Below are 21,124 nucleotides of genomic sequence, written 5' to 3' on the forward strand. Positions count from 1 at the left end.
AGGAATCACGATGAACAATGTCTACTGGCCGCTGTACGAAGTGTTCGTACGCAGCAAACAAGGGTTATCCCACCGTCACGTGGGCAGTCTGCATGCCGCCGACGATCGCATGGCGCTGGAAAATGCGCGTGATGCCTACACCCGCCGCAGCGAAGGCTGTTCTATCTGGGTGGTTAAGGCGAGCGAGATTGTCGCCTCCCAGCCGGAAGAGCGCGGCGAGTTCTTCGACCCGGCGGAAAGCAAGGTTTACCGCCATCCGACGTTCTACACCATCCCTGACGGCATCGAGCATATGTGAGGCAAAGAATGAATTCAGTGACTGCCTATGCCCTGCGTCTGGGCGACAACGGTCTGGTGCTCTCCCAGCGTCTCGGCGCCTGGTGCGGCCACGCGCCGGAGCTGGAGATCGACCTCGCGCTCGCCAATATCGGTCTCGACCTGCTGGGCCAGGCGCGCAATTTCCTGACCTATGCCGCGGAGCGGGAAGGCCAGGGCGATGAAGACACGCTGGCGTTTGGCCGCGACGAGCGCCAGTTCCGCAATCTCCTGCTGGTGGAGCAGCCGAACGGCAGCTTCGCCGACACGATTGCCCGCCAGTACCTGATGGATGCCTGGAACGTGGCGCTGTACGAACGCCTGACCCAAAGCCGCGACGGCCAGCTTGCCGCCATTGCCGCCAAAGCGATTAAAGAGGCGCGCTACCACCTGCGCTTCAGCCGCGGCTGGCTGGTGCGTCTGGGCGACGGGACCGAAACGTCCGCGCAAAAAATGCAGCAGGCCATCGACAGCCTGTGGCGTTTTACGGCCGAGCTGTTTGAGGCCGATGACGTTGAGCTGGAATTGATTCAGTCCGGCGTGGCGGTTGACCCGCGCCTCCTGCGTCAGCCGTGGGAAAGCGAAGTGTATGCCGGTCTGAATGAAGCCTGCCTGCAGGTGCCCGCAGAGGTGGCGTACCGCACCGGGGGCAAGCAGGGGCTGCATACCGAACATCTGGGCCCGATGCTGGCGGAAATGCAGTATCTCCAGCGCGCGTATCCCGGTCAGCAGTGGTAAAGGAGAACGCTATGCAACGCCTCGTCGACATCGCGCCCGCGCAAATCCCGCAGATCTGGGCGCTGTTAAGCCAGATCCCGGACCCGGAAGTGCCGGTGTTAACCATCACCGATTTAGGCATGGTGCGCAGCGTGAAGGCGCAGGGGGAAGGTTGGGTTATCGGCTTTACGCCGACCTACTCGGGCTGTCCGGCGACGGAACACCTGCTGGGGGCGATCCGCGAGGCGATGACCGAGCACGGCTTTACCCCGGTGCACATTGTGCTCCAGCTTGAACCCGCCTGGACCACCGACTGGATGACCCCCGACGCGCGCGAGCGCCTGCGGGCGTACGGCATCAGTCCACCGGTGGGGCATAGCTGTCACGCGCACGCCCCGGTTGAGGTGAGCTGCCCGCGCTGCGCCAGCACCGACACCTCGCTTATCAGTGAATTTGGCTCAACGGCCTGCAAAGCGCTCTACCGCTGCAATAGCTGCCGTGAGCCCTTCGACTATTTCAAATGTATTTGAGGCTGCCATGACAACGTTTCATTCATTAACAGTGGCAAAAGTGGAACCCGAAACCCGCGACGCGGTGACCATCACGTTCGCGGTGCCGCAGGCGCTGCAGGACGCCTACCGCTTCCGTCCCGGCCAGCACCTGACGTTAAAAACGACGCTTGGCGGGGACGAGCTGCGCCGCTGCTACTCCATCTGCCGGAGTACCGCCCCGGGCGAGATCAGCGTGGCGGTCAAAGCCATCGACGGCGGGCGCTTTTCCCGCTATGCCCGGGATGAGATCAAAGCGGGTATGGCCCTGGAGGTGATGGTTCCTCAGGGGCAGTTTGGCTACCAGCCGCAGGCCGAACGCGAAGGCCACTACCTGGCGATTGCGGCAGGCTCGGGGATCACCCCGATGCTGGCGATTATCTCCGCCACGCTGGCGACCGAGCCCAACAGCCATTTCACCCTTATCTACGGCAACCGCAGCAGCCAGAGCATGATGTTCCGCCAGGCGCTGGCGGACCTGAAGGACAAATACCCGCAGCGGCTGCAGCTGGTCTCCATCTTCAGTCAGGAGCGGCTGGACAGCGATCTGCTCTTTGGCCGCATCGACGGGGAAAAACTGCAGGCGCTGGCGAAAACCCTGATCAACTTCCGCCAGTATGACGAGGCCTTTATCTGCGGTCCGTCGGCGATGATGGACGACGCCGAAGCCACGCTGAAGGCGCTGGGGATGCCGGACAAATCCATTCACCTTGAGCGTTTTAACACCTCCGGAATCACCGTTAAGCGCGCGGTGCATGTACAGGCGGAAGGCCAGAAAGTGACCGTTCGCCAGGACGGGCGCGACCGTGAAATTACCCTGACGGCGGACGATGAAAGCATCCTCGATGCCGCCCTGCGTCAGGGGGCGGATCTGCCGTATGCCTGCAAGGGCGGCGTCTGCGCCACCTGCAAATGCAAAGTGCTGCGTGGGAAGGTGGACATGGCAACCAACTACAGCCTGGAGCCGGACGAGCTGGCCGCCGGGTATGTGCTGAGCTGCCAGTCGCTGCCGTTAACCGCCGACGTGATTGTCGACTTCGACGCGAAGGGGATGGCATGAGCGAACTTATTGCTACCCGTCATGGCCGCGTGCTGCAGCTGACGCTCAACCGTCCGGCGGCGCGCAACGCCCTCAACAACGCGCTGTTAACCCAGCTTGCGGAACAGCTTGAGGCCACCGCCGTGGATGCCGACATTGCCGTCTGCGTGATTTACGGCAGCGAGCGCTGCTTTGCCGCCGGGGCCGATCTCAACGAAATGGCGGAGAAAGACCTGTCTGCCACCCTGAACGATATTCGCCCACAGCTGTGGGCACGCATTAACGCTTTCAGCAAACCGCTGATCGCCGCCGTGAACGGCTTCGCGCTGGGCGCGGGCTGCGAGCTGGCGCTGCTGTGCGACGTGGTGATTGCCGGTGACAACGCCCGTTTCGGCCTGCCGGAAATCACGCTCGGCATTATGCCCGGCGCGGGCGGCACCCAGCGTCTGATTCGCAGCGTCGGGAAATCCCTGGCCAGCAAAATGGTGCTGACGGGCGAGAGCATAACTGCACAACAGGCGCTGAGCGCCGGGCTGGTGAGCGATGTTTTCCCGGCAGCGCTGACGCTGGAGTATGCCCTGAAGCAGGCGGCCCTGATGGCGCGCCACTCGCCGCTGGCGCTGCAGGCGGCGAAACAGGCGCTGCGCCAGTCTCAGGAGGTACCGCTCCAGGCCGGGCTCGCGCAGGAGCGCCAGCTGTTTACGCTGCTTTCCGCCACCGAAGACCGCCGGGAGGGCATCGACGCCTTCTTACAAAAACGCACCCCCGACTTTAAAGGACGCTAATTGTGGAATTTATTCTCAGTCATGTAGAACAGGGCGTGATGACCATTACGCTGAACCGTCCGGAGCGTCTGAACAGCTTCAACGACGTGATGCACCAGCAGCTGGCCGAGTGCCTGAAACAGGCCGAGCGTGATGACACCGTGCGCTGCCTGCTGATCACCGGGGCAGGGCGCGGCTTCTGTGCTGGTCAGGATCTGAACGACCGCAACGTCGACCCCAACGGCCCGGCGCCGGATCTGGGGATGTCCGTTGAAACCTTCTATAACCCGCTGGTTCGCCGCCTGGCAAAGCTGCCGAAACCGGTCATCTGTGCCGTTAACGGCGTGGCGGCAGGTGCGGGGGCCACGCTGGCGCTGGGGTGCGACATGGTGATTGCGGCCCGTTCCGCCAACTTCGTGATGGCCTTCAGCAAGCTCGGCCTGGTGCCGGACTGCGGCGGTACCTGGCTGCTGCCGCGCGTGGCGGGACGCGCCCGCGCCATGGGGCTGGCGCTGCTCGGGGACAAACTCAGCGCCGAACAGGCGCAGGCGTGGGGGATGATCTGGCAGGTGGTGGATGACGAGCAGCTCTCCACCACGGCCCAGCAGATGGCGCTGCATTTTGCGTCGCAGCCGACCTTCGGGCTGGGGCTGATCAAGCAGGCGATCAACGCTGCAGAAACCAACACCCTGGACGACCAGCTCGATCTGGAGCGCGACTATCAGCGCCTGGCCGGGCGCAGCGACGATTACCGCGAGGGCGTCAGCGCCTTCCTGGCGAAGCGCGCGCCGAACTTTACGGGGAAATAAGATGCTCAATATACGGACTGTCGCCGTGATCGGCAGCGGCACGATGGGCGCAGGGATTGCCGAAGTCGCCGCCAGCCACGGTCATCAGGTGCTGATCTACGACATCTCCAGCGATGCGATATCGCGCGCCATCGACGGGATCCGCCAGCGTCTGGCCTCCCGGGTAACGCGCGGAAAACTCTCCGCCGATGCCGGGAGCCAGATCCTGGCCCGGCTGGTTCCCGTTACGGATATCGACGCGCTCTCCGCGGCCGATCTGGTCATAGAAGCGGCCTCAGAGCGTCTGGAGGTGAAAAAGGCGCTGTTTGCTCAACTGGCTGAGATCTGCCCGCCGCAGACGGTGCTGACCAGCAATACCTCTTCCATCTCCGTCACGGCGATTGCGGCGGACGTCCACCACCCGGAGCGGGTCGCAGGGCTGCACTTCTTTAACCCGGCGCCGGTGATGAAGCTGGTGGAGGTGGTCAGCGGGCTGGCGACCTCTGCGGAAGTGGCCGACGCGCTGTGCGAGCTGGCGCTGAACTGGGGCAAACAGCCCGTTCGCTGCCAGTCAACGCCGGGATTCATCGTCAACCGCGTCGCCCGTCCGTTCTATTCCGAAGCCTGGCGCGCGCTGGAAGAGCAGGTTGCCCCGCCGGAGGTGATTGACGCCGCCCTGCGGGAAGGCGGCGGCTTCCCGATGGGGCCGCTGGAGTTGACCGACATGATTGGTCAGGACGTGAACTTTGCGGTGACCTGCTCGGTATTTAACGCCTTCTGGCAGGAGCGTCGTTTTCTGCCTTCGCTGATGCAGCAGGAGCTGGTGCTGGCGGGAAGGCTGGGCAAAAAGAGCGGGAAGGGCGTTTACGACTGGCAGGGTGACAAACCTGACGTGCAGTGGGTTGAGTCGGTGAACGACAGCTATAGCCCGATGCGCGTGGAAAAAAGACGTGACGGTGTCACGGAAATAGATGACGTCTATCTGGTTGAAACGCAGGGAGAGACCGCGCAGGCGCTGGCGCTGCGGCTCAACGGCCCGGTGGTGGTGGTGGACCGCATTGAGCGTGACGTGGCGGTCATTGCCGCCGCGGCCAGCAACCCGCACACCGCGACGCAAAAAGCCATCCGCTACCTGCAACAGCAGGGGCATCGGGTGGTGCAAATTGCCGATTATCCCGGCCTGCTGATCTGGCGGACGCTGGCGATGATTGCCAACGAGGCGCTGGATGCCCTGCAAAAAGGGGTCGCCAGCGAGAAGGACATCGATACCGCTATGCGCCTCGGCGTGAACTACCCGAGCGGGCCGATCGCCTGGGGCGAGCGCCTGGGCTGGCAGCGCCTGCTGACGCTGCTGGAGAACCTGCAGCGTCATTACGGCGAAGAGCGCTATCGCCCCTGTTCACTGCTGCGCCAGCGCGCGCTTCTGGAGAGTAGCTATGAGTCATAACGCCTGGCATAACGCCCGCGCGATGTACGAACGGGACGCCTGCGCGCAGGCGATGGGGATGGACATTGTCGAGATGGACGAGGGCTACGCGGTGGTGACCATGACCATCACCCCGCAGATGCTGAATGGCCATAAAACCTGCCACGGCGGCCAGCTTTTTTCGCTGGCGGACACCGCCTTTGCCTACGCCTGCAACAGCCAGGGGCTGGCGGCGGTAGCCTCCGGCTGCTCGATTGATTTTCTGCGTCCGGGCTTTGCCGGGGACACGCTCACCGCCACCGCGCGGGTGAAGCATCAGGGCAAGCTGACCGGCGTGTACGACATTGAAATCCAGAACCAACAACAGAAAACCGTCGCCCTTTTTCGCGGAAAATCTCACCGCATCGGCGGCAGCGTGACAGGAGAGGCAGATGCGTGACGCATTTATTTGTGATGGCGTTCGAACCCCGGTGGGGCGCTACGGCGGCGCGCTTGCCGCAGTCCGAACCGACGATCTCGGTGCCGTGCCGCTGCGCGCGCTGCTGGCCCGCTACCCGCAGCTCGATCTGGAGCGGATTGACGACGTGATTTTCGGCTGCGCCAACCAGGCGGGGGAAGATAACCGCAACGTGGGGCGCATGTCGTCCCTGCTGGCCGGGCTGCCGCAGATGGTGTCCGGGACCACCCTTAACCGCCTGTGCGGTTCCGGGCTGGACGCGATTGGTTTTGCCGCGCGCACCATTAAGGCGGGCGACGGCGACCTGCTGATCGCGGGCGGCGTGGAGTCGATGTCCCGCGCGCCGTTTGTGATGGGCAAAGCTACCGCCGCGTTTCAGCGTCAGGCGGAGATCTTCGATACCACCATCGGCTGGCGATTTGTGAATCCGCTCATGCATCAGCAATTCGGAACTGACAGTATGCCGGAAACGGCAGAGAATGTAGCTGAATTGTTAAATATCAGCCGTGCCGATCAGGATGCGTTCGCGCTGCGCAGCCAGCAGCGTACCGCGCAGGCGCAGCAGAACGGCATTCTGGCGCAGGAGATTGTGCCGGTGCTGGTGCCGGGCAAAAAAGGGGCAGTCACAGCGTTCAGCGTGGATGAACATCCGCGCGCGGACACCACGCTCGAGCAGCTTGCCGGTCTGAAAACGCCGTTCCGTAAGAACGGAGTGGTTACGGCGGGAAATGCCTCCGGCGTCAACGACGGCGCTGCGGCGCTGATCGTCGCCAGCGAGAAGATGGCGCTGGCACAGGGGTTAGTCCCGCGCACGCGGATCGTGGCGATGGCGACGGCGGGCGTGGAGCCACGTCTGATGGGGCTCGGCCCGGTACCGGCCACTCGCAGGGTGCTGGAGCGCGCCGGACTCAGTATTAACGATATGGACGTGATCGAGCTTAACGAAGCTTTCGCCGCGCAGGCGCTGGGCGTGCTGCGTCAGCTGGGCCTGCCGGATGATGCCGCGCACGTCAACCCGAACGGTGGCGCGATTGCGCTGGGCCACCCGCTGGGCATGAGCGGTGCCAGACTGGCGCTGGCCGCGAGTAACGAACTGCACCGACGCGGCGGGCGCTACGCGCTGTGTACGATGTGCATCGGTGTGGGTCAGGGCATTGCCATGATCCTTGAGCGTGTTTGAGCATAAAACAATGTGAGTACCCTACAATGACAAATACAACAAAGCTTGATCCGATTGAAACGGCCTCCCTTGACGAGTTACAGGCGCTGCAGACCGAACGTCTGAAGTGGACGCTGCATCACGCCTACAGCAACGTGCCGATGTACAAACGCAAGTTTGACGCCGCGGGCGTTCATCCTGACGATTTCAAAGAGCTGGCGGATATCCGTAAGTTCCCGTGCACAACCAAGCAGGACCTGCGGGATAATTATCCGTTCGATACCTTCGCCGTGCCGATGGAGCAGGTGGTGCGTATTCACGCCTCATCCGGCACCACCGGCAAACCGACGGTTGTCGGCTACACCCAGGGTGACATCGACAACTGGGCCAACCTGGTGGCGCGCTCCCTGCGCGCCGCGGGCGGCAGCGCGAAGGACAAAATTCACGTGGCGTATGGCTATGGCCTCTTTACCGGCGGGCTGGGGGCGCACTACGGCGCCGAGCGTTTAGGCGCGACGGTGATCCCGATGTCCGGCGGCCAGACGGAGAAACAGGCGCAGCTGATCCGCGATTTCCAGCCGGACATGATCATGGTGACGCCATCCTACTGCCTCAACCTGATTGAGGAACTGGAGCGTCAGATGGGCGGCGATGCCAGCACCTGTTCCCTGCGCGTGGGCGTCTTCGGCGCCGAGCCGTGGACGCAGGCCATGCGTCGCGAAATTGAAAAACGCTTAGGCATTACCGCCCTGGACATCTATGGCCTCTCCGAAGTGATGGGGCCGGGCGTGGCGATGGAGTGTATCGAAACCGTCGACGGCCCGACCATCTGGGAAGATCATTTTTATCCGGAGATCGTCAACCCGAACGACGGCACGCCGCTGGATGACGGTCAGCAGGGCGAACTGCTGTTCACCACGCTGACCAAAGAGGCGCTGCCGGTGATCCGCTACCGCACCCGCGACCTGACGCGTCTGCTCCCGGCAACCGCGCGCAGCATGCGCCGTATGGACCGCATCAGCGGCCGCAGCGACGATATGCTGATCATTCGCGGCGTCAACGTCTTCCCGTCGCAGCTGGAAGAGGAGATTGTGAAGTTCGAACATCTTTCGCCGCACTACCAGCTGGAGGTGAACCGTCGCGGGCATCTTGATTCACTTTCCGTGAAGGTGGAGCTGAAAGAGAGCAGCCTCACGCTGACGCACGAGCAGCGTTGCCAGGTGTGTCACCAGCTGCGCCACCGCATTAAGTCGATGGTGGGGATTTCCACCGACGTGACGATCGTGAACTGCGGCAGCATTCCGCGCTCGGAGGGGAAAGCCTGCCGGGTGTTTGACCTGCGTAAAGCGGCGGCCAACGGTTAAGTTTTCCCTCACCCCGGCCCTCTCCCTTTGGGAGAGGGTTAGGGTAAGGGTCCTGTGCTATGATTCATCCAGGACAAAAATAACAACAGAATGAATCACATGAATAAACTCGACGCCTTTATCCAGCACGCGGTCAGTTCCGTTCCCGTCAGCGGGACCTCGCTTATCTCCTCGTTATACGGTGACGCGCTGTCCCATCGCGGCGGAGAGATTTGGCTCGGCAGCCTGGCCGCGTTACTGGAAGGGATGGGATTTGGAGAGCGCTTTGTACGCACCGCGCTGTTTCGCCTTAACAAAGAGGGCTGGCTGGATGTTTCCCGCATCGGGCGTCGCAGTTTTTACCGCCTGAGCGATAAGGGGCTGCGCCTGACGCGCCGTGCGGAGAATAAGATCTACCGTGCGGAACTGCCCGCCTGGGACGGAAAATGGCTATTGCTGCTCTCAGAGGGGCTGGACAAAACCACCCTCGCCGACGTCAAAAAACAGCTAATCTGGCAGGGGTTCGGCACGCTGGCACCGAGCCTGATGGCCTCGCCGTCGCAGCATCTGGCGGACGTGCAGTCTCTGCTTCACGATGCCGGGGTGGCGGAAAACGTGATTTTCTTTGAAGCCCACTCGCCGCTGGCGCTCTCCCGCGCCGCGCTGCGTTCACGCGTAGAAGAGTGCTGGCAGTTAACCGAGCAAAACGCGATGTACGAGTCGTTTATCAGCTCGTTCCGGCCGCTGCTGCCGCTGCTGAAAGAGGCCGCGCCGGAGGAGCTGACGCCGGAGCGCTGTTTCCAGATCCAGCTGCTGCTGATTCATTTTTATCGTCGCGTGGTGCTGAAAGACCCGCTGCTGCCGGAAGAGTTGCTGCCCGCGCACTGGGCGGGACAAAGCGCCCGACAGCTCTGCATTAATATCTATCAGCGTGTCGCGCCGGGGGCGCTGGCGTTTGTCAGCGAGAAGGGCGAAACCTCCGTGGGCGAACTGCCCGTGCCCGGCACGCTCTACTATCAACGCTTTGGTGGTCTTACAAGCGTATAAGGAGTGAAGATGCCTGTTTATCAAATTGATGGTCTGACGCCGGTGGTACCTGACGAGAGCTACGTTCACGCAACGGCAGTGCTGATTGGCGACGTGATTCTGGGCAAAGGCGTCTATGTTGGTCCTAACGCCAGCCTGCGCGGTGATTTTGGCCGTATCGTGGTGAAAGACGGTGCAAACATTCAGGATAACTGCGTGATGCACGGCTTCCCGGAGCAGGACACGGTGGTGGAAGAGGATGGGCATATCGGCCACAGCGCCATTCTTCACGGCTGCGTGATCCGCCGCAATGCGCTGGTGGGCATGAACGCGGTGGTGATGGACGGGGCGGTCATCGGCGAAAACAGCATCGTCGGCGCGGCGGCGTTCGTGAAGGCGAAAGCGGAGATGCCCGCCAACCATTTGATTATCGGTAGCCCGGCCAAAGCGATTCGCGCGCTGAGCGAGCAGGAGCTGGCATGGAAGCAGCAGGGGACGCGGGAGTATCAGGTTTTGGTGGAACGCTGCAAGCTCACTATGCACCAGGTGGAGCCGCTGCGCGAGGTTGAGCCTGAACGGAAACGGCTGACCTTTGATGAGAATTTAAGGCCGAAGTCGGCGGTGTAGGGGTAAGACCGTCTTTTTTCGCCATATCCATCAATAGCGCGATGCCAATGTAATTACTCCAGTTAAAGGTATTTTGCAGCACCACCACCGCATTGCCTTTTTCTTTGTCATAGCCGATAAAGCTGGAGTAGCCGCCGATATAGCCGACCTGATAGGTGATTTTTTCCAGACCGATAAAGTCGGTGGTCCAGGCAATACCCTGTACCCCGTCGGGACGTTGAATATCGGTATTTCTCACTTCGGCAAAGACGCTGTCCAGCAGGGGATTGTGGGTTGTTGAGACGTGATAGCGGGCATAGGTCGCCAGATCTTCGGCGTTACTGTATAAGCTCGCTGCCGCCACCATGTTGTTGGAAAAATGCCAGTCCGGGGTGAGCTGCCCGCGCGGGATAAACTTCGGCTGATCGCCCGCGTGGCCAAGCGCCCGCTGTGGATACCCTTTTAGCTGCCGGGGCGTAAAGCTGCTGTTAGCCATTTGCAGCGGATGGAAAATATAGCGCGAGGCTAAACTCTGGATATCTTCGCCGGTTTTGTGTTTCAGGATATAGCCGATCAGGGCGTAGCCGGTATTGGAGTATTGCGGCACTTTATTCTTTGGCGCTCGCCAGTCGGCGAGGTAGCGCAGCACGTTATCGCTATCCAGCTCACCGTAGAAATTATCGCCCGTGCTTAAGTAGCTGATGAATTTACCAAGCATCGGAACATCCATATTCTGACGCGGCAGGCCGGAGGTGTGGGTTACCAGTTCAAGCAGGGTGATTTTTTGTGCATCCGAGCTAAGCGGCGTCCCCGGCGGAAGCAATGTCGCCAGGTTATCGTTCCAGTTCAGTTGCCCTTCATTCACCAGACAAGCCACCACTTCCGCCGTGATCCCTTTGCTGAGCGAGCCAAGCGCAAACAGGGTATCGGGCCTGACCGGATAGCGATTGACCGCATCGGTTACGCCCCAGGTGTAAAACTGCGGTGAGCCGTGATTATGGATCACCGCGACCGTCATCCCGGGAACGGATTTTTGCGCCATGTAGTGACGCACCACGCTGTCAACGTCGCCATCCAGTGAATCATGGGTGAGAAGTTCCTGAGTACCTTCCGGGGAGGACATTTGCGAGAGCGTGCCACAACCGCTGAGGAGTGGGAGAGTAAGCAGAAGCCAGATAATTTTTTTTGTTATGTTCTGCATACCTGGTAGCGAGTGTGGTGGTCATTGGCGCGCCAGGAATGTATCACAAATAGCCTGCGTGAATGTAAACTTTCTACACGGTGGCGGCTCGTTGATGGTTACCGTGACTTTTCGGCCTGCTTTGAGGATTTCAGTATGACTCGCTTTTATCAACTTACCGCCACCCGTATGGATGGGCAGCTTATCTCTATGGCCGACTATGCAGGAAAGGTGGTTTTGGTCGTTAATACCGCCAGCCAGTGCGGCTTCACGCCACAGTACGGTGGCCTTGAAACGCTATACAAGAAATACGCCGATGAAGGATTAGTCGTGCTGGGCTTTCCCTGCAACCAGTTCGGCAAACAGGAACCCGGCGGCGCCGACGAAATCTCGAAAACCTGTTACATCAACTACGGCGTGAGCTTCCCGATGTTTGAGAAAGTCGAGGTTAACGGTAACGCAGCGCATCCGCTGTTTCGTTATCTGAAAAACGAACTGCCCGGCGTGCTGGGCGAGCGGATTAAGTGGAACTTTACTAAGTTTCTAATCGGACGCGACGGTAAACCGCTCAAGCGTTTTGCACCGATGACTACGCCCGAGAAAATGGAGGGGGCAATTGTTGAGGCACTGAGGAGGTGATAGTTTGGTGCCTGGAACTATCTTACCGCGTCATATTACCCTCGTTTTGGCTTCGGGTAAGCAGTCAATTATAAACCAGCCTGGAGAAAGAGATAACAAAGTCTTCTTCAGCCATATTTATTATGATTTTCATATCGTTTTGCATACGCCCTCAAGCCTGTGTATGTCAGGTGACTGACCGTATGACTATTACTGATGTTTGCTTCTCGCTCATCGCAGACCGCTCGGCACTTCAGGCGGTCCGCTACGTGCCATGGGAGAGTAAGCAGAAGCCAGCGCATTCCCGTTCATGATCGTTGCAAAATACCACTGACTCTTTATATATTTTCCCCCTGAACTGACGGTATCTCTGTGCCCGCAGACTCTTTATGTTTGCAAGGGAAAGCATTTTTTATTAAAAGGATAACATATAGTAAATGTATCCCCGCTCTTAGCATTTGAGGTACAAACCAATTGGCATTGATGGTTTTTGATATACTCCATAAAACGAACATAAAGACAACTTTGTAAAATTTTGGTGAGCCATGCTCATCAGGTAACAAAAGTAAATAAATATCATCAAAACCTTTGACTAATGCCTGCACTTCATTGGCAGAAATAACCTCATCAAATTTACTTTGCGAGTAGTAAATGGCTATATCATTTCTAATAATGTTAATTCTTGGGAAGTGCTCGTCCAGGAAGTTATAAAGCGAGTTTTGCGAATATTTTAAGGGGTGTTTTTGGGAAATCAAATATGCAAGTATATCTTTAGTAATTTCCGGTGACCTGTCAAAAGACTGACGGTCGTGGAAAAAATCCACAAGCGGTGTTCCTGTCATAGTTATTGATTTAATTCTTGCGTCAGTGCAGGTATCTTTTAATGCAAAATAACCACTAAAGCTTATTCCTACAACATGGCATATTTCATCATCAGAAAAACCTATCGAATCAATGATGTGCGAGAATAGATTAAGTGATTTATTATCGTAGGCTTCGCGATTTTCACCTACGCCGGGCATTTCATACAGCACTACTGAACACCCCAACTTATTGAAGGTTTTTAATGCCCGAATCCATTGTTCTTTAAGAGAGATTATTCCTCCGCAAATGATAACTGTGACTTTTGACTTTCCCTTTTTGTAATAGAAGCTTGATTTTCCATTATCTGTCTTCTTCGATTCCAGAAAGCCTGTTTCTACGTATTCTTTATGGAATAGTGAAAGATAGCGTTTATATGCTTCTTTTTGGACTGGAGTATCTGCATACGGGAATCGTGCAATATTTAAGTAACCTAAAGCTTTCTCCGTTTGATTTTTCTTTAATTGTTTGTCAGCCTCCTCTGAAAACACTCTTGCCCAACCATGGGGTGAGTCGTCGGATAGCGTAGTGATTAGGGATAATGAATTAGTAAAATCCTTCCCGAGGTTTAATGTCTTAGCATGCAAAGAGACAAATTTCTTACATTCATTCAACGAATACATCTGTTTGCCCTAAATCATTTAAATGTTTAGAATAAAAGGTTTTTATCTTGTCCAGCAGATTTGAAGCTTGAATGCCATCAATAACTCGATGATCGTAGATCATGACAATATTAAACAAGCACTCATCTGCATCTAAAATTTTTGGGGATCCTAATTGAAATGTAAATGTTGAGCCTGATATAGGGATGCATAATTTTAAACTTTTTTTCCCTAAAGAGGTGACAGTAAAGCTCCTGAAAAAATCACGTTGAACGGCAGGACGAAAGTAAAAAATCAACTTCGAAACCCATTTTGCAAAAAAATATGGCAATCTCTGTAACATCCTAATTCGTTTTGAGTCATCAAAACTGCTTATTCCTTTGCTTTTCAAATCAGATATGGCTCTGTATACTTCTAACGTAGACATATTATTTGTGTTGGTGATAACAGAAGAGTAGACTCCAGTCGATAGACCATCGTTTTCGTATGATACGGTCAATCTCGCAGATATATCTTGTAATTCGATCAGTTTATTGTCGCTTCCGTATTTAATCATGCAATTTAGATGTCGTTCCTCATCAAGAGCGTCACTAATCGACTTAATAAGGAGTGATGTGGCATATTTTGTGTATTGTCGATGGGATTTTATTTCATCTATTAATGCAACACCTCTGATGGCTTTAGCCAGTTCCAGGAAAATAAGAGTTTGCTTTCTGTTGCTATCAATTTTTTTGTATTTCATCATTTACAACCTTTAATATCTTACGCAAGGTGTTGCATTTTAATATTTTTTCAACATTTAAGGTGATGCTATTTCTGAATTCCAGTTCCATTATTGTATATACAAAGGTCAATGAATCCCACTCAGCGATTTGAGTCAAATCGGTGTCAACCTGGTCATGCTTCAAATTCATGCCAGTTTTTTGATTAAGAAAATCAATAAATTCATTGGGTTCCATTTTAACTCCTTAGTATAGTGATATTTTTACATTTTTCAGAAACATCAAGATCATCAATGTCTATGCTAAATATATTATTGCTAATTTTTCCAAAGCCACATTCAGTATAAAAATTCTTGAATTTTTTATTTTTAATCGTTTCAATGAAGCTGCCGATTAGTTTAGAACAACCTTCTGCTGAAGCAAAAGAACCTATGGATTTTATGATTGCAAACTCCACCCCTCGTTCAAATGCTCTGCAACTCAAGACAATGTTTTCGATCAAACATGCGTCTGCTTCAATTTTTATAAATGAGGCGCCAATGATCCCATAACTACCAAATCTATCACTGAATCTGAAAAGCAATATTTGTCCTGAATATTCCGACACGTAATTTTGAACATCTGTGGTATCCATTCGCATGGTTGTCAGGTTAAACTGATTGGTACGCATAGTTAGATCGGAAGTTCTGGGGTGATTCTCTGGGGTACAATTACTGACAGATAATTCCATGGATATGTTTTTTAAAAAATCGTCTTTGGAATTATTGCTCTTATAAAACTCATCTCTTTTAATGTTATTGGCAAAGCTTTCATTCCTGAGGCGGTCTTCTAAAGTGATTGAACCTTTAATAAAAAAATCGCTATTAACTAACTTGAATATGTTTTCATCTATATTTTTAGAAAAGTGGAATGTATTAATGTTAGGTATGGCGTTGGTTACTTCCTCTAACTCAAAATCACTATCATCTACAAAAAGAACATGCTCAGGGCTTAAGTTAAGGTTTTTGCATATTTTTAAAATATTATCACTTTTATTATCCCAGTTTATCTCAGGGAACGAAAAGTCCGACCACTGAATTTCCAGCGCGTGTGTCTTTTCTGAGAAAAAGTCTTTTATTACATGAAAATCATTTTTACTGGATATTGAGAGGATAACACCTTGTCTGTGCATGCATTTCAACCACTTTTGGTATTTCCTGTAAGCTCCCTGGTTGTACAAGTCATTATTCTCATACTCTCCCTCAGCAGCTACACCTCCCCAAACAGTGTTATCCAGGTCTGTGATTATGCACTTTAATGATTTACCTTCGCTTAAACGAAGGTAACTTATTGATTTTTCACTAAAGAAATTGAGGTAATCTAAACTGGCTACTGTGTTGTGTTCAGAATATATATTCTCAATGCTTTTACCTCTAAACCCTGCCATGCTTACGAGGTGTATGCTGTGCTTGCTTTCATCCCTCTTTTTAGCAAGAAACATATTGAAGTCAAAAACCAAATCGGACAGTGCGTTCCTTTCATCTAAACTTATATATTCATTTATGCACTCACTGTTTAAATAAAGAGTTGAAATTACAATGTCTATTTTATTGCAAGTCAACTCCTCTAGTATCTTCAGAGAGGCGTTAATTTCATCTTTTAATTTTGAAAGGTTCTGTCTGGCTAATGCAATGTCCTCGCAATGACCAAACTCATCAAGATAGTAGTTTTCATCCAAAAGAATATATATATTCTGAAGGTTGTAACTCTTTAGATCTTCCTTTTTGAAATTTAGAAGGGTAAAGAAATCACTGTATTCAATATCTATAAAATCAAGAAATACACCAAGCGCTGAAGCGCCATGCTTCATGAGAGAAAGCCCAGCTTTGTGACTGAGGTTACATAAGAAAAGACTATTTATTTTTTTCATTCCATTATAGTTTTTTGTTTTCTCTTCTCTTATTTTTTTCAATAAGTCGAGGTTCATTTTAATATTCCTTTTTTAAATATAAACCAGAAGATAACCACCGTGATGATTCGATTGATATGGCAATCCCTTCATCGCCTTCATCTGATAGATCAAAAAACTCTTTCAGTTGAAAATACAAAGCTGCATTTGCGCAATTACCGATCTCATGAACAAGCGAAAGGATTTTACTCTCATGAATGTTCATGCCATTACAAATATTATTAACCATACGTCCGGACAGCTGAGGAGGCATAAACCATCTGATGTCTCGTTTGGATGAGTATTTGTTTTTTAACTCAGTATATGTCTCATTTGTTAATTTAGGGACTAAACATTCAATTAATTTATATTCCTCTTTAAGCATAGGTTGCCCATCATCAAAATCTTTCCTTGAGCCGCTCCAGTTAGCCAGTTGGCCAATTTTTTCCTGCAATCCATTGTATTTGTAATCAATACCCTTCACATAGACAGAACCCGAAGTTCTTTCAGAGCTAACAATACAACCACCAACGCCATCACCAAACAGACAGTAGTTAACCATTTCTTTCGGTTCAACTTTAGTCTTGGTTTCATCAAATAGATTGAGGAACTTGTTTGAACATTCGACGCCAATTACTAACCCTTTATGGTGCAGGCCACTTTTGAGCATATAATCAGCCATCTTTAATGCTTGTACGGCACCAGAGCAACCACCAATGATTTGGTAGGTCTCAATATTTTTGAACCCTATCATGTTACACGCTTCATTGATGCTTGTGGGTAAAAGCAAGTCAGGAGTAGCTGTTGATACCAGAACAAAATCAATGTCCCTCATTCCATTATCATTTAACGAAATAAGCTTTTGCATCATTAAGTGTATTAAATCAGTGCACGATGCTGTGTTCTCTCCCGTTTTTAGATTGGTTGAGAAGTGACGCCCATAGTTCCCAAATAATTTTTCTATTAACTGAGGTTTGAAGTTTAATCTACTCCCAAGCTCTTCATTGTTGATATTACATCCTGGTAAGTACGTATCAATATACGATATATGCATCATCCATTCCTCATCTATATATGGCGTTAAAAAGTAATACTCTTGATTAAAAAAAATGTAAAGCATTAAAAAAATTTATATTTAGCTAACTAAATATTCCATTGTGAAACTTATATAATGAAATGAAAAGGAATTGTTAATTATATGTGGCGACAGATTTCCTGCTCGTGCTCAATTAAGAAAAACTTCCGCTATTAAATAGTTAGTTAGTAATGTAATTCATCACACATCTTACTGTGTTATATTTAGCTTTAACATCTTGTTGAAAGAGGGCAGAAACTTGCCGGTTGAATGAGTTATAAAAACAATTTGTCGGAAATGATTGCAACACCAGATGTTAACTTTTTAACAGGCTTTAGCGATTGCGAGGTGCAAGCTTTTTATAAGCAGAGGGTGAGTTAGCGTTATAACTAACAAATGTAGTTACGATAGATTTAACATCAGCAATACAATATTAAACCCGAACGATCTCCGCGCGGATTGAACAATAAGAGTCAATTCCTAAATTTTTATAGATAATCCGGATGGTTCGAAAACAGGTGAGAGCTTATTTAATATTAAGAAAAAACCGCTATATTTAGCGGTTCATTGCCTGGTCCACGCGCGCTCAAAGCAGACATTGCCCTTATGCAAGTCTGCTTCGCGCTATAAGACATTATCCCCGCAACCACGGCGTAATCGTCAGCCCGGTAAGCAAGCCTTCCGGGCTGAGCAGGCGAGTGACGGTTTGCCCCCACGGTTCCATACGGTTAGCCACCAGTAACCGATAGCCTTTTTCACTCAGAATACGGGTAGCAGAATCGAGATCCTGTACTTCGTATTCAACCCATCCCTGCGGTATCGGGTGCTCTGCAGGCCACTGTTCTTCGCCAAAACATGACATAGCCGCCTGTGCGAGCGGCCAGACGGCAAAATGCTTCACGCCTGCCAGCTGGCCCTCTTCAGTGAGCAGATAATCGGTATTCCCCTCCATCGGCTTCAGCGGAAGGCCGAGTGTCTGGACATAAAACGCGGTGCTGGACTCCGTATCCCGAGAAATTGGCCCGAACCCGGCGACAAACAAGACATCCATTCCCGCTAACGTCTGCGACATATCTACTCCTGCGTGAGGTGAAATTCACCCTGAATTTATATTACGACTGGTTGAAATACGACTCTCAATTCTGGTATCGCATTCATCGTGCCTGCACGCCCACGACGGGTTTAAAATTCAACGCGATGACGATCAGCAGCACGACTCCCGCACTCATGATCAGCCATGCGCTGGTCAGCGAGACCGAACTGTCGCGAACGATCCCCGCAATTAACGGCATAAGCGCGGCGATCATGTATCCACCTCCCTGAACTTTTGACAGTAACTTCCCGGCCTGCGCGGGCGTTCGCGCATGATCGAACGTAACGATGAGCGACAGCGGGAAGAGGGCGCCGATCCCGATGCCAAGCAGTAGCGTGGATAATACCGGCGTTGTACCCGGCGAAAAGACCAGACACAGGAGTCCCGCCAGCAGCAGCAACAATACGGCGATCAGCGGCACGCGACGGTCGGGGAATTTACCGATCAGCGCGGAGACGGCAAACCCTGCGACAACCTCGGTTAACGTCAGCCAGGCCAGCATGTAGCCGCTGCTGCGTGCGGACCATCCCGCCTGAATATAAAGCGGGGGCAGCCAGGCCAATACCAGCGTATAGGCTCCCGTTCCCACGCCGAAAAAGAGCAACAGCAGTGCCGTACGGGAGGAGGAGAGCGTAACGGTTTCGGGTGCTGTTTTTTCCCCCTGAGGATGCTTAACCAGGGTTAACCACAGTATCAGCGCCAGCAGCGCTAACAGCCCGGCCATTGCCAGCGCGGGCTTCAGCGTCAGCCATGAAAACAACGGCTCGGCGCTGGCGGCGGCGACTGCCGCACCGGCCATAATGCCCGTGCTGAATAGCGACATTACCGTGCTGGCCGTTTGCGTATATTCCTTTTTTATCAGGGCAGGCATTAAGGCCTGGATCATGCCGATACTGGCCCCGCCCAGTAACGCGGTGCCCATCAGACTCTCCGGTGAGGCGCTAAAACCGCGTAATAAACAGGCCATAAGCAGGATGAAGAGCCCGAGCATAATTCCCCGTACGGCACCGACTCTGGCTAAAAGCCAGGGGCCACACAGGGCAGCCAGTCCCATCATCGCGACCGGCAGGGTGGTCAGCAGGCTAAATTGCGTAGCCGTTAGCCCCGCTTCGCGCTGCAGCACGGAAAACAACGGTCCGACAGAGGCCAGAATGGGGCGCAGGTTCAGCCCGACGATAAAAGCGATAACGGCGAAGAGTAAAGGCGATGTGCGTTTCAACAGGAGATCCTTTTCGGTTGTGAATGGCCGGGCAAATTGCCACAAGCATTTATCTTAACGTTAAGATAAAATGTGTTTTTGCGTAAGATGTACCGCACAACAGGATAAATACCCACGCCATCAGGGGTGAAAATGAAAGACCATGTAGACTTCGTTGTCGGCCAGTGGAACCGTGCTATGCCGGAACTGGACGCCTCATCGATGAAAATTTTTGGCCGAATGCTCCGGCTGATGAAGCATCTGGGAAAAGAATGGGCGGAGGCGATGGCGCAGTTTGGTTTTCGCGAGGGCGAGTTTGACGTGCTCGCCACGCTGCGCCGCGCCGGTGAACCGTACTGCCTTTCCCCCACACAGCTGTATAAATCGCTGTTGATCACCTCAGGGGCGATGACGAACCGGCTCAGCCATCTCGAAAAGCAAGGGCTTATCAGGCGAATTGCCGATCCGGATGACAAGCGCAGTACCCTCGTAAGCCTGACGGCACACGGGCAGGAGCGTATCGAACAGGCGCTGATCGTGCACACACAGACGCAAAATGCGCTGCTGAGCAACTTGTCTGACGCGCAGCGCGCGCAGCTTGAGTCCCTGCTGAGGGAGCTGCTGCTGACGTTTCCGTCCGAGGACCTGGGCGACAAGTCACCGAGTGCCGATAATACAAAAACTGCATAGTTAAACCTCACAGAAAGGGAATGTATGTCTTTACCGCCACTGTATGCCCTGCGCGCCTTTGAAGTTGCTGCGCGGTTGAACTCCTTCAGCAAAGCCGCTGAAACACTCCATATCACGCCGGGGGCGGTCAGCAGGCATGTCCAGACGCTGGAAATGTGGTTCGACTGCGAGCTGTTTAAACGACAGGGGCCGAGAGTGGAGGTCAGCGATGCCGGACGTATTCTGGCCGGGCAGCTTAGCGAAAGTTTCACGAATATTGAGTGGGCCTGTCGTGCATTCAAAAGTGAAAACCACCTTCTGCGCCTTAAATCGCCCAGCTCGCTGACGATGCGATGGCTTCTGGATGTGCTTAAATCCTTCCGCGAGAACCACGCGAAGCCGAAAATCGAAATTGCCAGCGTCTGGATGGACTTCGACACGGTTGATTTCAGTCGTGAGCCTTACGATTGTGCGATCCTCCTCGGTAACGGCTATTTCGGCGAGTCAACTGAGAGTCGACTGCTCTTCAGCGAATGGCTTATTCCCGTTTGTACTCCGTCTTTGCTGGAGTCTGCCCGGCATACGCTTCCAGATTGCGATCTTATTCATCCGTCACCGGACAGACGGGACTGGAAGCGCTGGCTGAGAAGGACGGGCTTATTCCCCGGCCTCGACATGAGCGGTGGAATCGTGTTCGACACCCTGGAGCAGGGAAGCCTTGCGGCCATGCACGGACACGGCGTGGCGATGGCCGACCTCCGGCTCACGCTCGACGCGCTGAAAAGCGGCCTGCTCGCGCTGCCTTTCAGGGAGGCGATAGCAACAGGGGACGGTTACTACCTTGTCTGGCCCAAAAATTCGCTCAGAGGCCAGAGTATTGAACGGCTGCTGGCGTGGCTTAACCTTAACGCGCCGGTGGTGCCTTCTTTGGATATCGTCTGTCTTGATTACAATGAAAAGCGGGTTTAATAAATAGCGGAATATTTATTAT

23 protein-coding genes are annotated in these 21,124 nt (G+C 53.4%); 15 read left to right on the forward strand and 8 right to left on the reverse strand.

All coding sequences use genetic code 11. The features are described 5' to 3' along the window. Nucleotides 1–10: 10 nt before the first annotated feature. From paaB to paaY, 12 genes are all read left to right on the forward strand, one after another. Nucleotides 11–298: a 1,2-phenylacetyl-CoA epoxidase subunit PaaB gene (paaB, locus tag GXP72_RS10590; protein ID WP_208763840.1), complete on the forward strand. Its 288-nt coding sequence runs from the start codon at nucleotides 11–13 to the stop codon at nucleotides 296–298. An 8-nt stretch (nucleotides 299–306) separates the two neighbouring features. Continuing rightward, nucleotides 307–1,053, forward strand: a complete 747-nt coding sequence (gene paaC, locus GXP72_RS10595) for a 1,2-phenylacetyl-CoA epoxidase subunit PaaC (protein ID WP_208763841.1) — start codon at nucleotides 307–309, stop codon at nucleotides 1,051–1,053. A gap of 11 nt (nucleotides 1,054–1,064) precedes the next feature. After that, complete coding sequence (paaD, locus tag GXP72_RS10600) at nucleotides 1,065–1,562, forward strand: 1,2-phenylacetyl-CoA epoxidase subunit PaaD (protein ID WP_024908041.1); 498 nt, start codon at nucleotides 1,065–1,067, stop codon at nucleotides 1,560–1,562. Nucleotides 1,563–1,569: 7 nt separating this feature from the next. Beyond that, nucleotides 1,570–2,640 (forward strand): 1,2-phenylacetyl-CoA epoxidase subunit PaaE, encoded by a 1,071-nt coding sequence (gene paaE, locus GXP72_RS10605; protein ID WP_208763842.1) that lies wholly within the window; start codon nucleotides 1,570–1,572, stop codon nucleotides 2,638–2,640. Beyond that, nucleotides 2,637–3,404, forward strand: coding sequence for a 2,3-dehydroadipyl-CoA hydratase PaaF (paaF, locus tag GXP72_RS10610; RefSeq protein WP_208763843.1), 768 nt, complete (start codon nucleotides 2,637–2,639; stop codon nucleotides 3,402–3,404). Before paaE ends, paaF begins: the two co-directional genes overlap by 4 nt. Beyond that, a complete protein-coding gene (paaG, locus tag GXP72_RS10615) occupies nucleotides 3,404–4,192 on the forward strand; it encodes a 2-(1,2-epoxy-1,2-dihydrophenyl)acetyl-CoA isomerase PaaG (protein WP_090417101.1) in 789 nt (262 codons plus the stop codon). Before paaF ends, paaG begins: the two co-directional genes overlap by 1 nt. Before the next feature lies 1 nt (nucleotide 4,193). After that, nucleotides 4,194–5,618 (forward strand): 3-hydroxyacyl-CoA dehydrogenase PaaH, encoded by a 1,425-nt coding sequence (gene paaH, locus GXP72_RS10620; RefSeq protein WP_208763844.1) that lies wholly within the window; start codon nucleotides 4,194–4,196, stop codon nucleotides 5,616–5,618. After that, on the forward strand, nucleotides 5,608–6,036 hold the full coding sequence (paaI, locus tag GXP72_RS10625) for a hydroxyphenylacetyl-CoA thioesterase PaaI (protein ID WP_032651181.1): 429 nt from the start codon (nucleotides 5,608–5,610) through the stop codon (nucleotides 6,034–6,036). The genes paaH and paaI overlap by 11 nt, the downstream gene beginning before the upstream one ends. Further along, the gene (gene pcaF / locus GXP72_RS10630; protein ID WP_208763845.1) at nucleotides 6,029–7,234 is read left to right on the forward strand and encodes a 3-oxoadipyl-CoA thiolase; all 1,206 of its coding nucleotides are present in this window, start codon (nucleotides 6,029–6,031) and stop codon (nucleotides 7,232–7,234) included. Before paaI ends, pcaF begins: the two co-directional genes overlap by 8 nt. Nucleotides 7,235–7,260: 26 nt before the next feature. Beyond that, nucleotides 7,261–8,577 carry a phenylacetate--CoA ligase PaaK gene (gene paaK, locus GXP72_RS10635; protein WP_024908034.1) on the forward strand — a complete coding sequence of 439 codons (1,317 nt, stop codon included), beginning with the start codon at nucleotides 7,261–7,263 and terminating at the stop codon, nucleotides 8,575–8,577. Nucleotides 8,578–8,667: 90 nt separating this feature from the next. Continuing rightward, nucleotides 8,668–9,603: a phenylacetic acid degradation operon negative regulatory protein PaaX gene (gene paaX / locus GXP72_RS10640; RefSeq protein ID WP_208763846.1), complete on the forward strand. Its 936-nt coding sequence runs from the start codon at nucleotides 8,668–8,670 to the stop codon at nucleotides 9,601–9,603. A 9-nt stretch (nucleotides 9,604–9,612) separates the two neighbouring features. Beyond that, nucleotides 9,613–10,209, forward strand: a complete 597-nt coding sequence (paaY, locus tag GXP72_RS10645; protein ID WP_208763847.1) for a phenylacetic acid degradation protein PaaY — start codon at nucleotides 9,613–9,615, stop codon at nucleotides 10,207–10,209. Here paaY and GXP72_RS10650 read toward each other — a convergent pair. After that, the gene (locus tag GXP72_RS10650; protein ID WP_208763848.1) at nucleotides 10,118–11,389 is read right to left on the reverse strand and encodes a serine hydrolase domain-containing protein; all 1,272 of its coding nucleotides are present in this window, start codon (nucleotides 11,387–11,389) and stop codon (nucleotides 10,118–10,120) included. The genes paaY and GXP72_RS10650 overlap by 92 nt on opposite strands. Before the next feature lie 135 nt (nucleotides 11,390–11,524). Between GXP72_RS10650 and GXP72_RS10655 the strand changes: the two genes are divergently transcribed. After that, on the forward strand, nucleotides 11,525–12,007 hold the full coding sequence (locus GXP72_RS10655; RefSeq protein ID WP_090417098.1) for a glutathione peroxidase: 483 nt from the start codon (nucleotides 11,525–11,527) through the stop codon (nucleotides 12,005–12,007). Between the two features lie 317 nt (nucleotides 12,008–12,324). On the opposite strand, the gene GXP72_RS10660 is transcribed toward GXP72_RS10655, so the two are convergent. From GXP72_RS10660 to GXP72_RS10690, 7 genes are all read right to left on the reverse strand, one after another. Next, entirely contained in the window at nucleotides 12,325–13,470 is a 1,146-nt protein-coding gene (locus GXP72_RS10660) for an alpha/beta hydrolase (protein ID WP_208763849.1), read from the reverse strand. Continuing rightward, the gene (locus GXP72_RS10665) at nucleotides 13,454–14,194 is read right to left on the reverse strand and encodes a hypothetical protein (RefSeq protein WP_208763850.1); all 741 of its coding nucleotides are present in this window, start codon (nucleotides 14,192–14,194) and stop codon (nucleotides 13,454–13,456) included. The genes GXP72_RS10660 and GXP72_RS10665 overlap by 17 nt, the downstream gene beginning before the upstream one ends. After that, nucleotides 14,172–14,408, reverse strand: coding sequence for a hypothetical protein (locus GXP72_RS10670; protein ID WP_090417092.1), 237 nt, complete (start codon nucleotides 14,406–14,408; stop codon nucleotides 14,172–14,174). Before GXP72_RS10670 ends, GXP72_RS10665 begins: the two co-directional genes overlap by 23 nt. 1 nt (nucleotide 14,409) lies before the next feature. Next, nucleotides 14,410–16,137 (reverse strand): HAD-IIIC family phosphatase, encoded by a 1,728-nt coding sequence (locus GXP72_RS10675; RefSeq protein ID WP_208763851.1) that lies wholly within the window; start codon nucleotides 16,135–16,137, stop codon nucleotides 14,410–14,412. Nucleotide 16,138: 1 nt separating this feature from the next. Beyond that, the gene (locus tag GXP72_RS10680; RefSeq protein ID WP_208763852.1) at nucleotides 16,139–17,155 is read right to left on the reverse strand and encodes a 3-oxoacyl-[acyl-carrier-protein] synthase III C-terminal domain-containing protein; all 1,017 of its coding nucleotides are present in this window, start codon (nucleotides 17,153–17,155) and stop codon (nucleotides 16,139–16,141) included. A gap of 652 nt (nucleotides 17,156–17,807) precedes the next feature. Then, entirely contained in the window at nucleotides 17,808–18,245 is a 438-nt protein-coding gene (locus GXP72_RS10685; protein WP_148769415.1) for a VOC family protein, read from the reverse strand. Nucleotides 18,246–18,327: 82 nt separating this feature from the next. Continuing rightward, the gene (locus GXP72_RS10690; RefSeq protein WP_208763853.1) at nucleotides 18,328–19,485 is read right to left on the reverse strand and encodes an MFS transporter; all 1,158 of its coding nucleotides are present in this window, start codon (nucleotides 19,483–19,485) and stop codon (nucleotides 18,328–18,330) included. Nucleotides 19,486–19,617: 132 nt separating this feature from the next. Here GXP72_RS10690 and GXP72_RS10695 point away from each other — a divergent pair, with 132 nt between their 5' ends. Continuing rightward, nucleotides 19,618–20,154: a MarR family transcriptional regulator gene (locus tag GXP72_RS10695; RefSeq protein ID WP_048993110.1), complete on the forward strand. Its 537-nt coding sequence runs from the start codon at nucleotides 19,618–19,620 to the stop codon at nucleotides 20,152–20,154. Nucleotides 20,155–20,178: 24 nt separating this feature from the next. Next, nucleotides 20,179–21,102, forward strand: a complete 924-nt coding sequence (locus tag GXP72_RS10700) for a LysR substrate-binding domain-containing protein (protein WP_208763854.1) — start codon at nucleotides 20,179–20,181, stop codon at nucleotides 21,100–21,102. Nucleotides 21,103–21,124 lie beyond the last annotated feature (22 nt).

The organism is Enterobacter sp. SES19 (assembly GCF_011765665.1).
In the GTDB taxonomy this organism is placed as follows: Bacteria; Pseudomonadota; Gammaproteobacteria; order Enterobacterales; family Enterobacteriaceae; genus Enterobacter; species Enterobacter pseudoroggenkampii.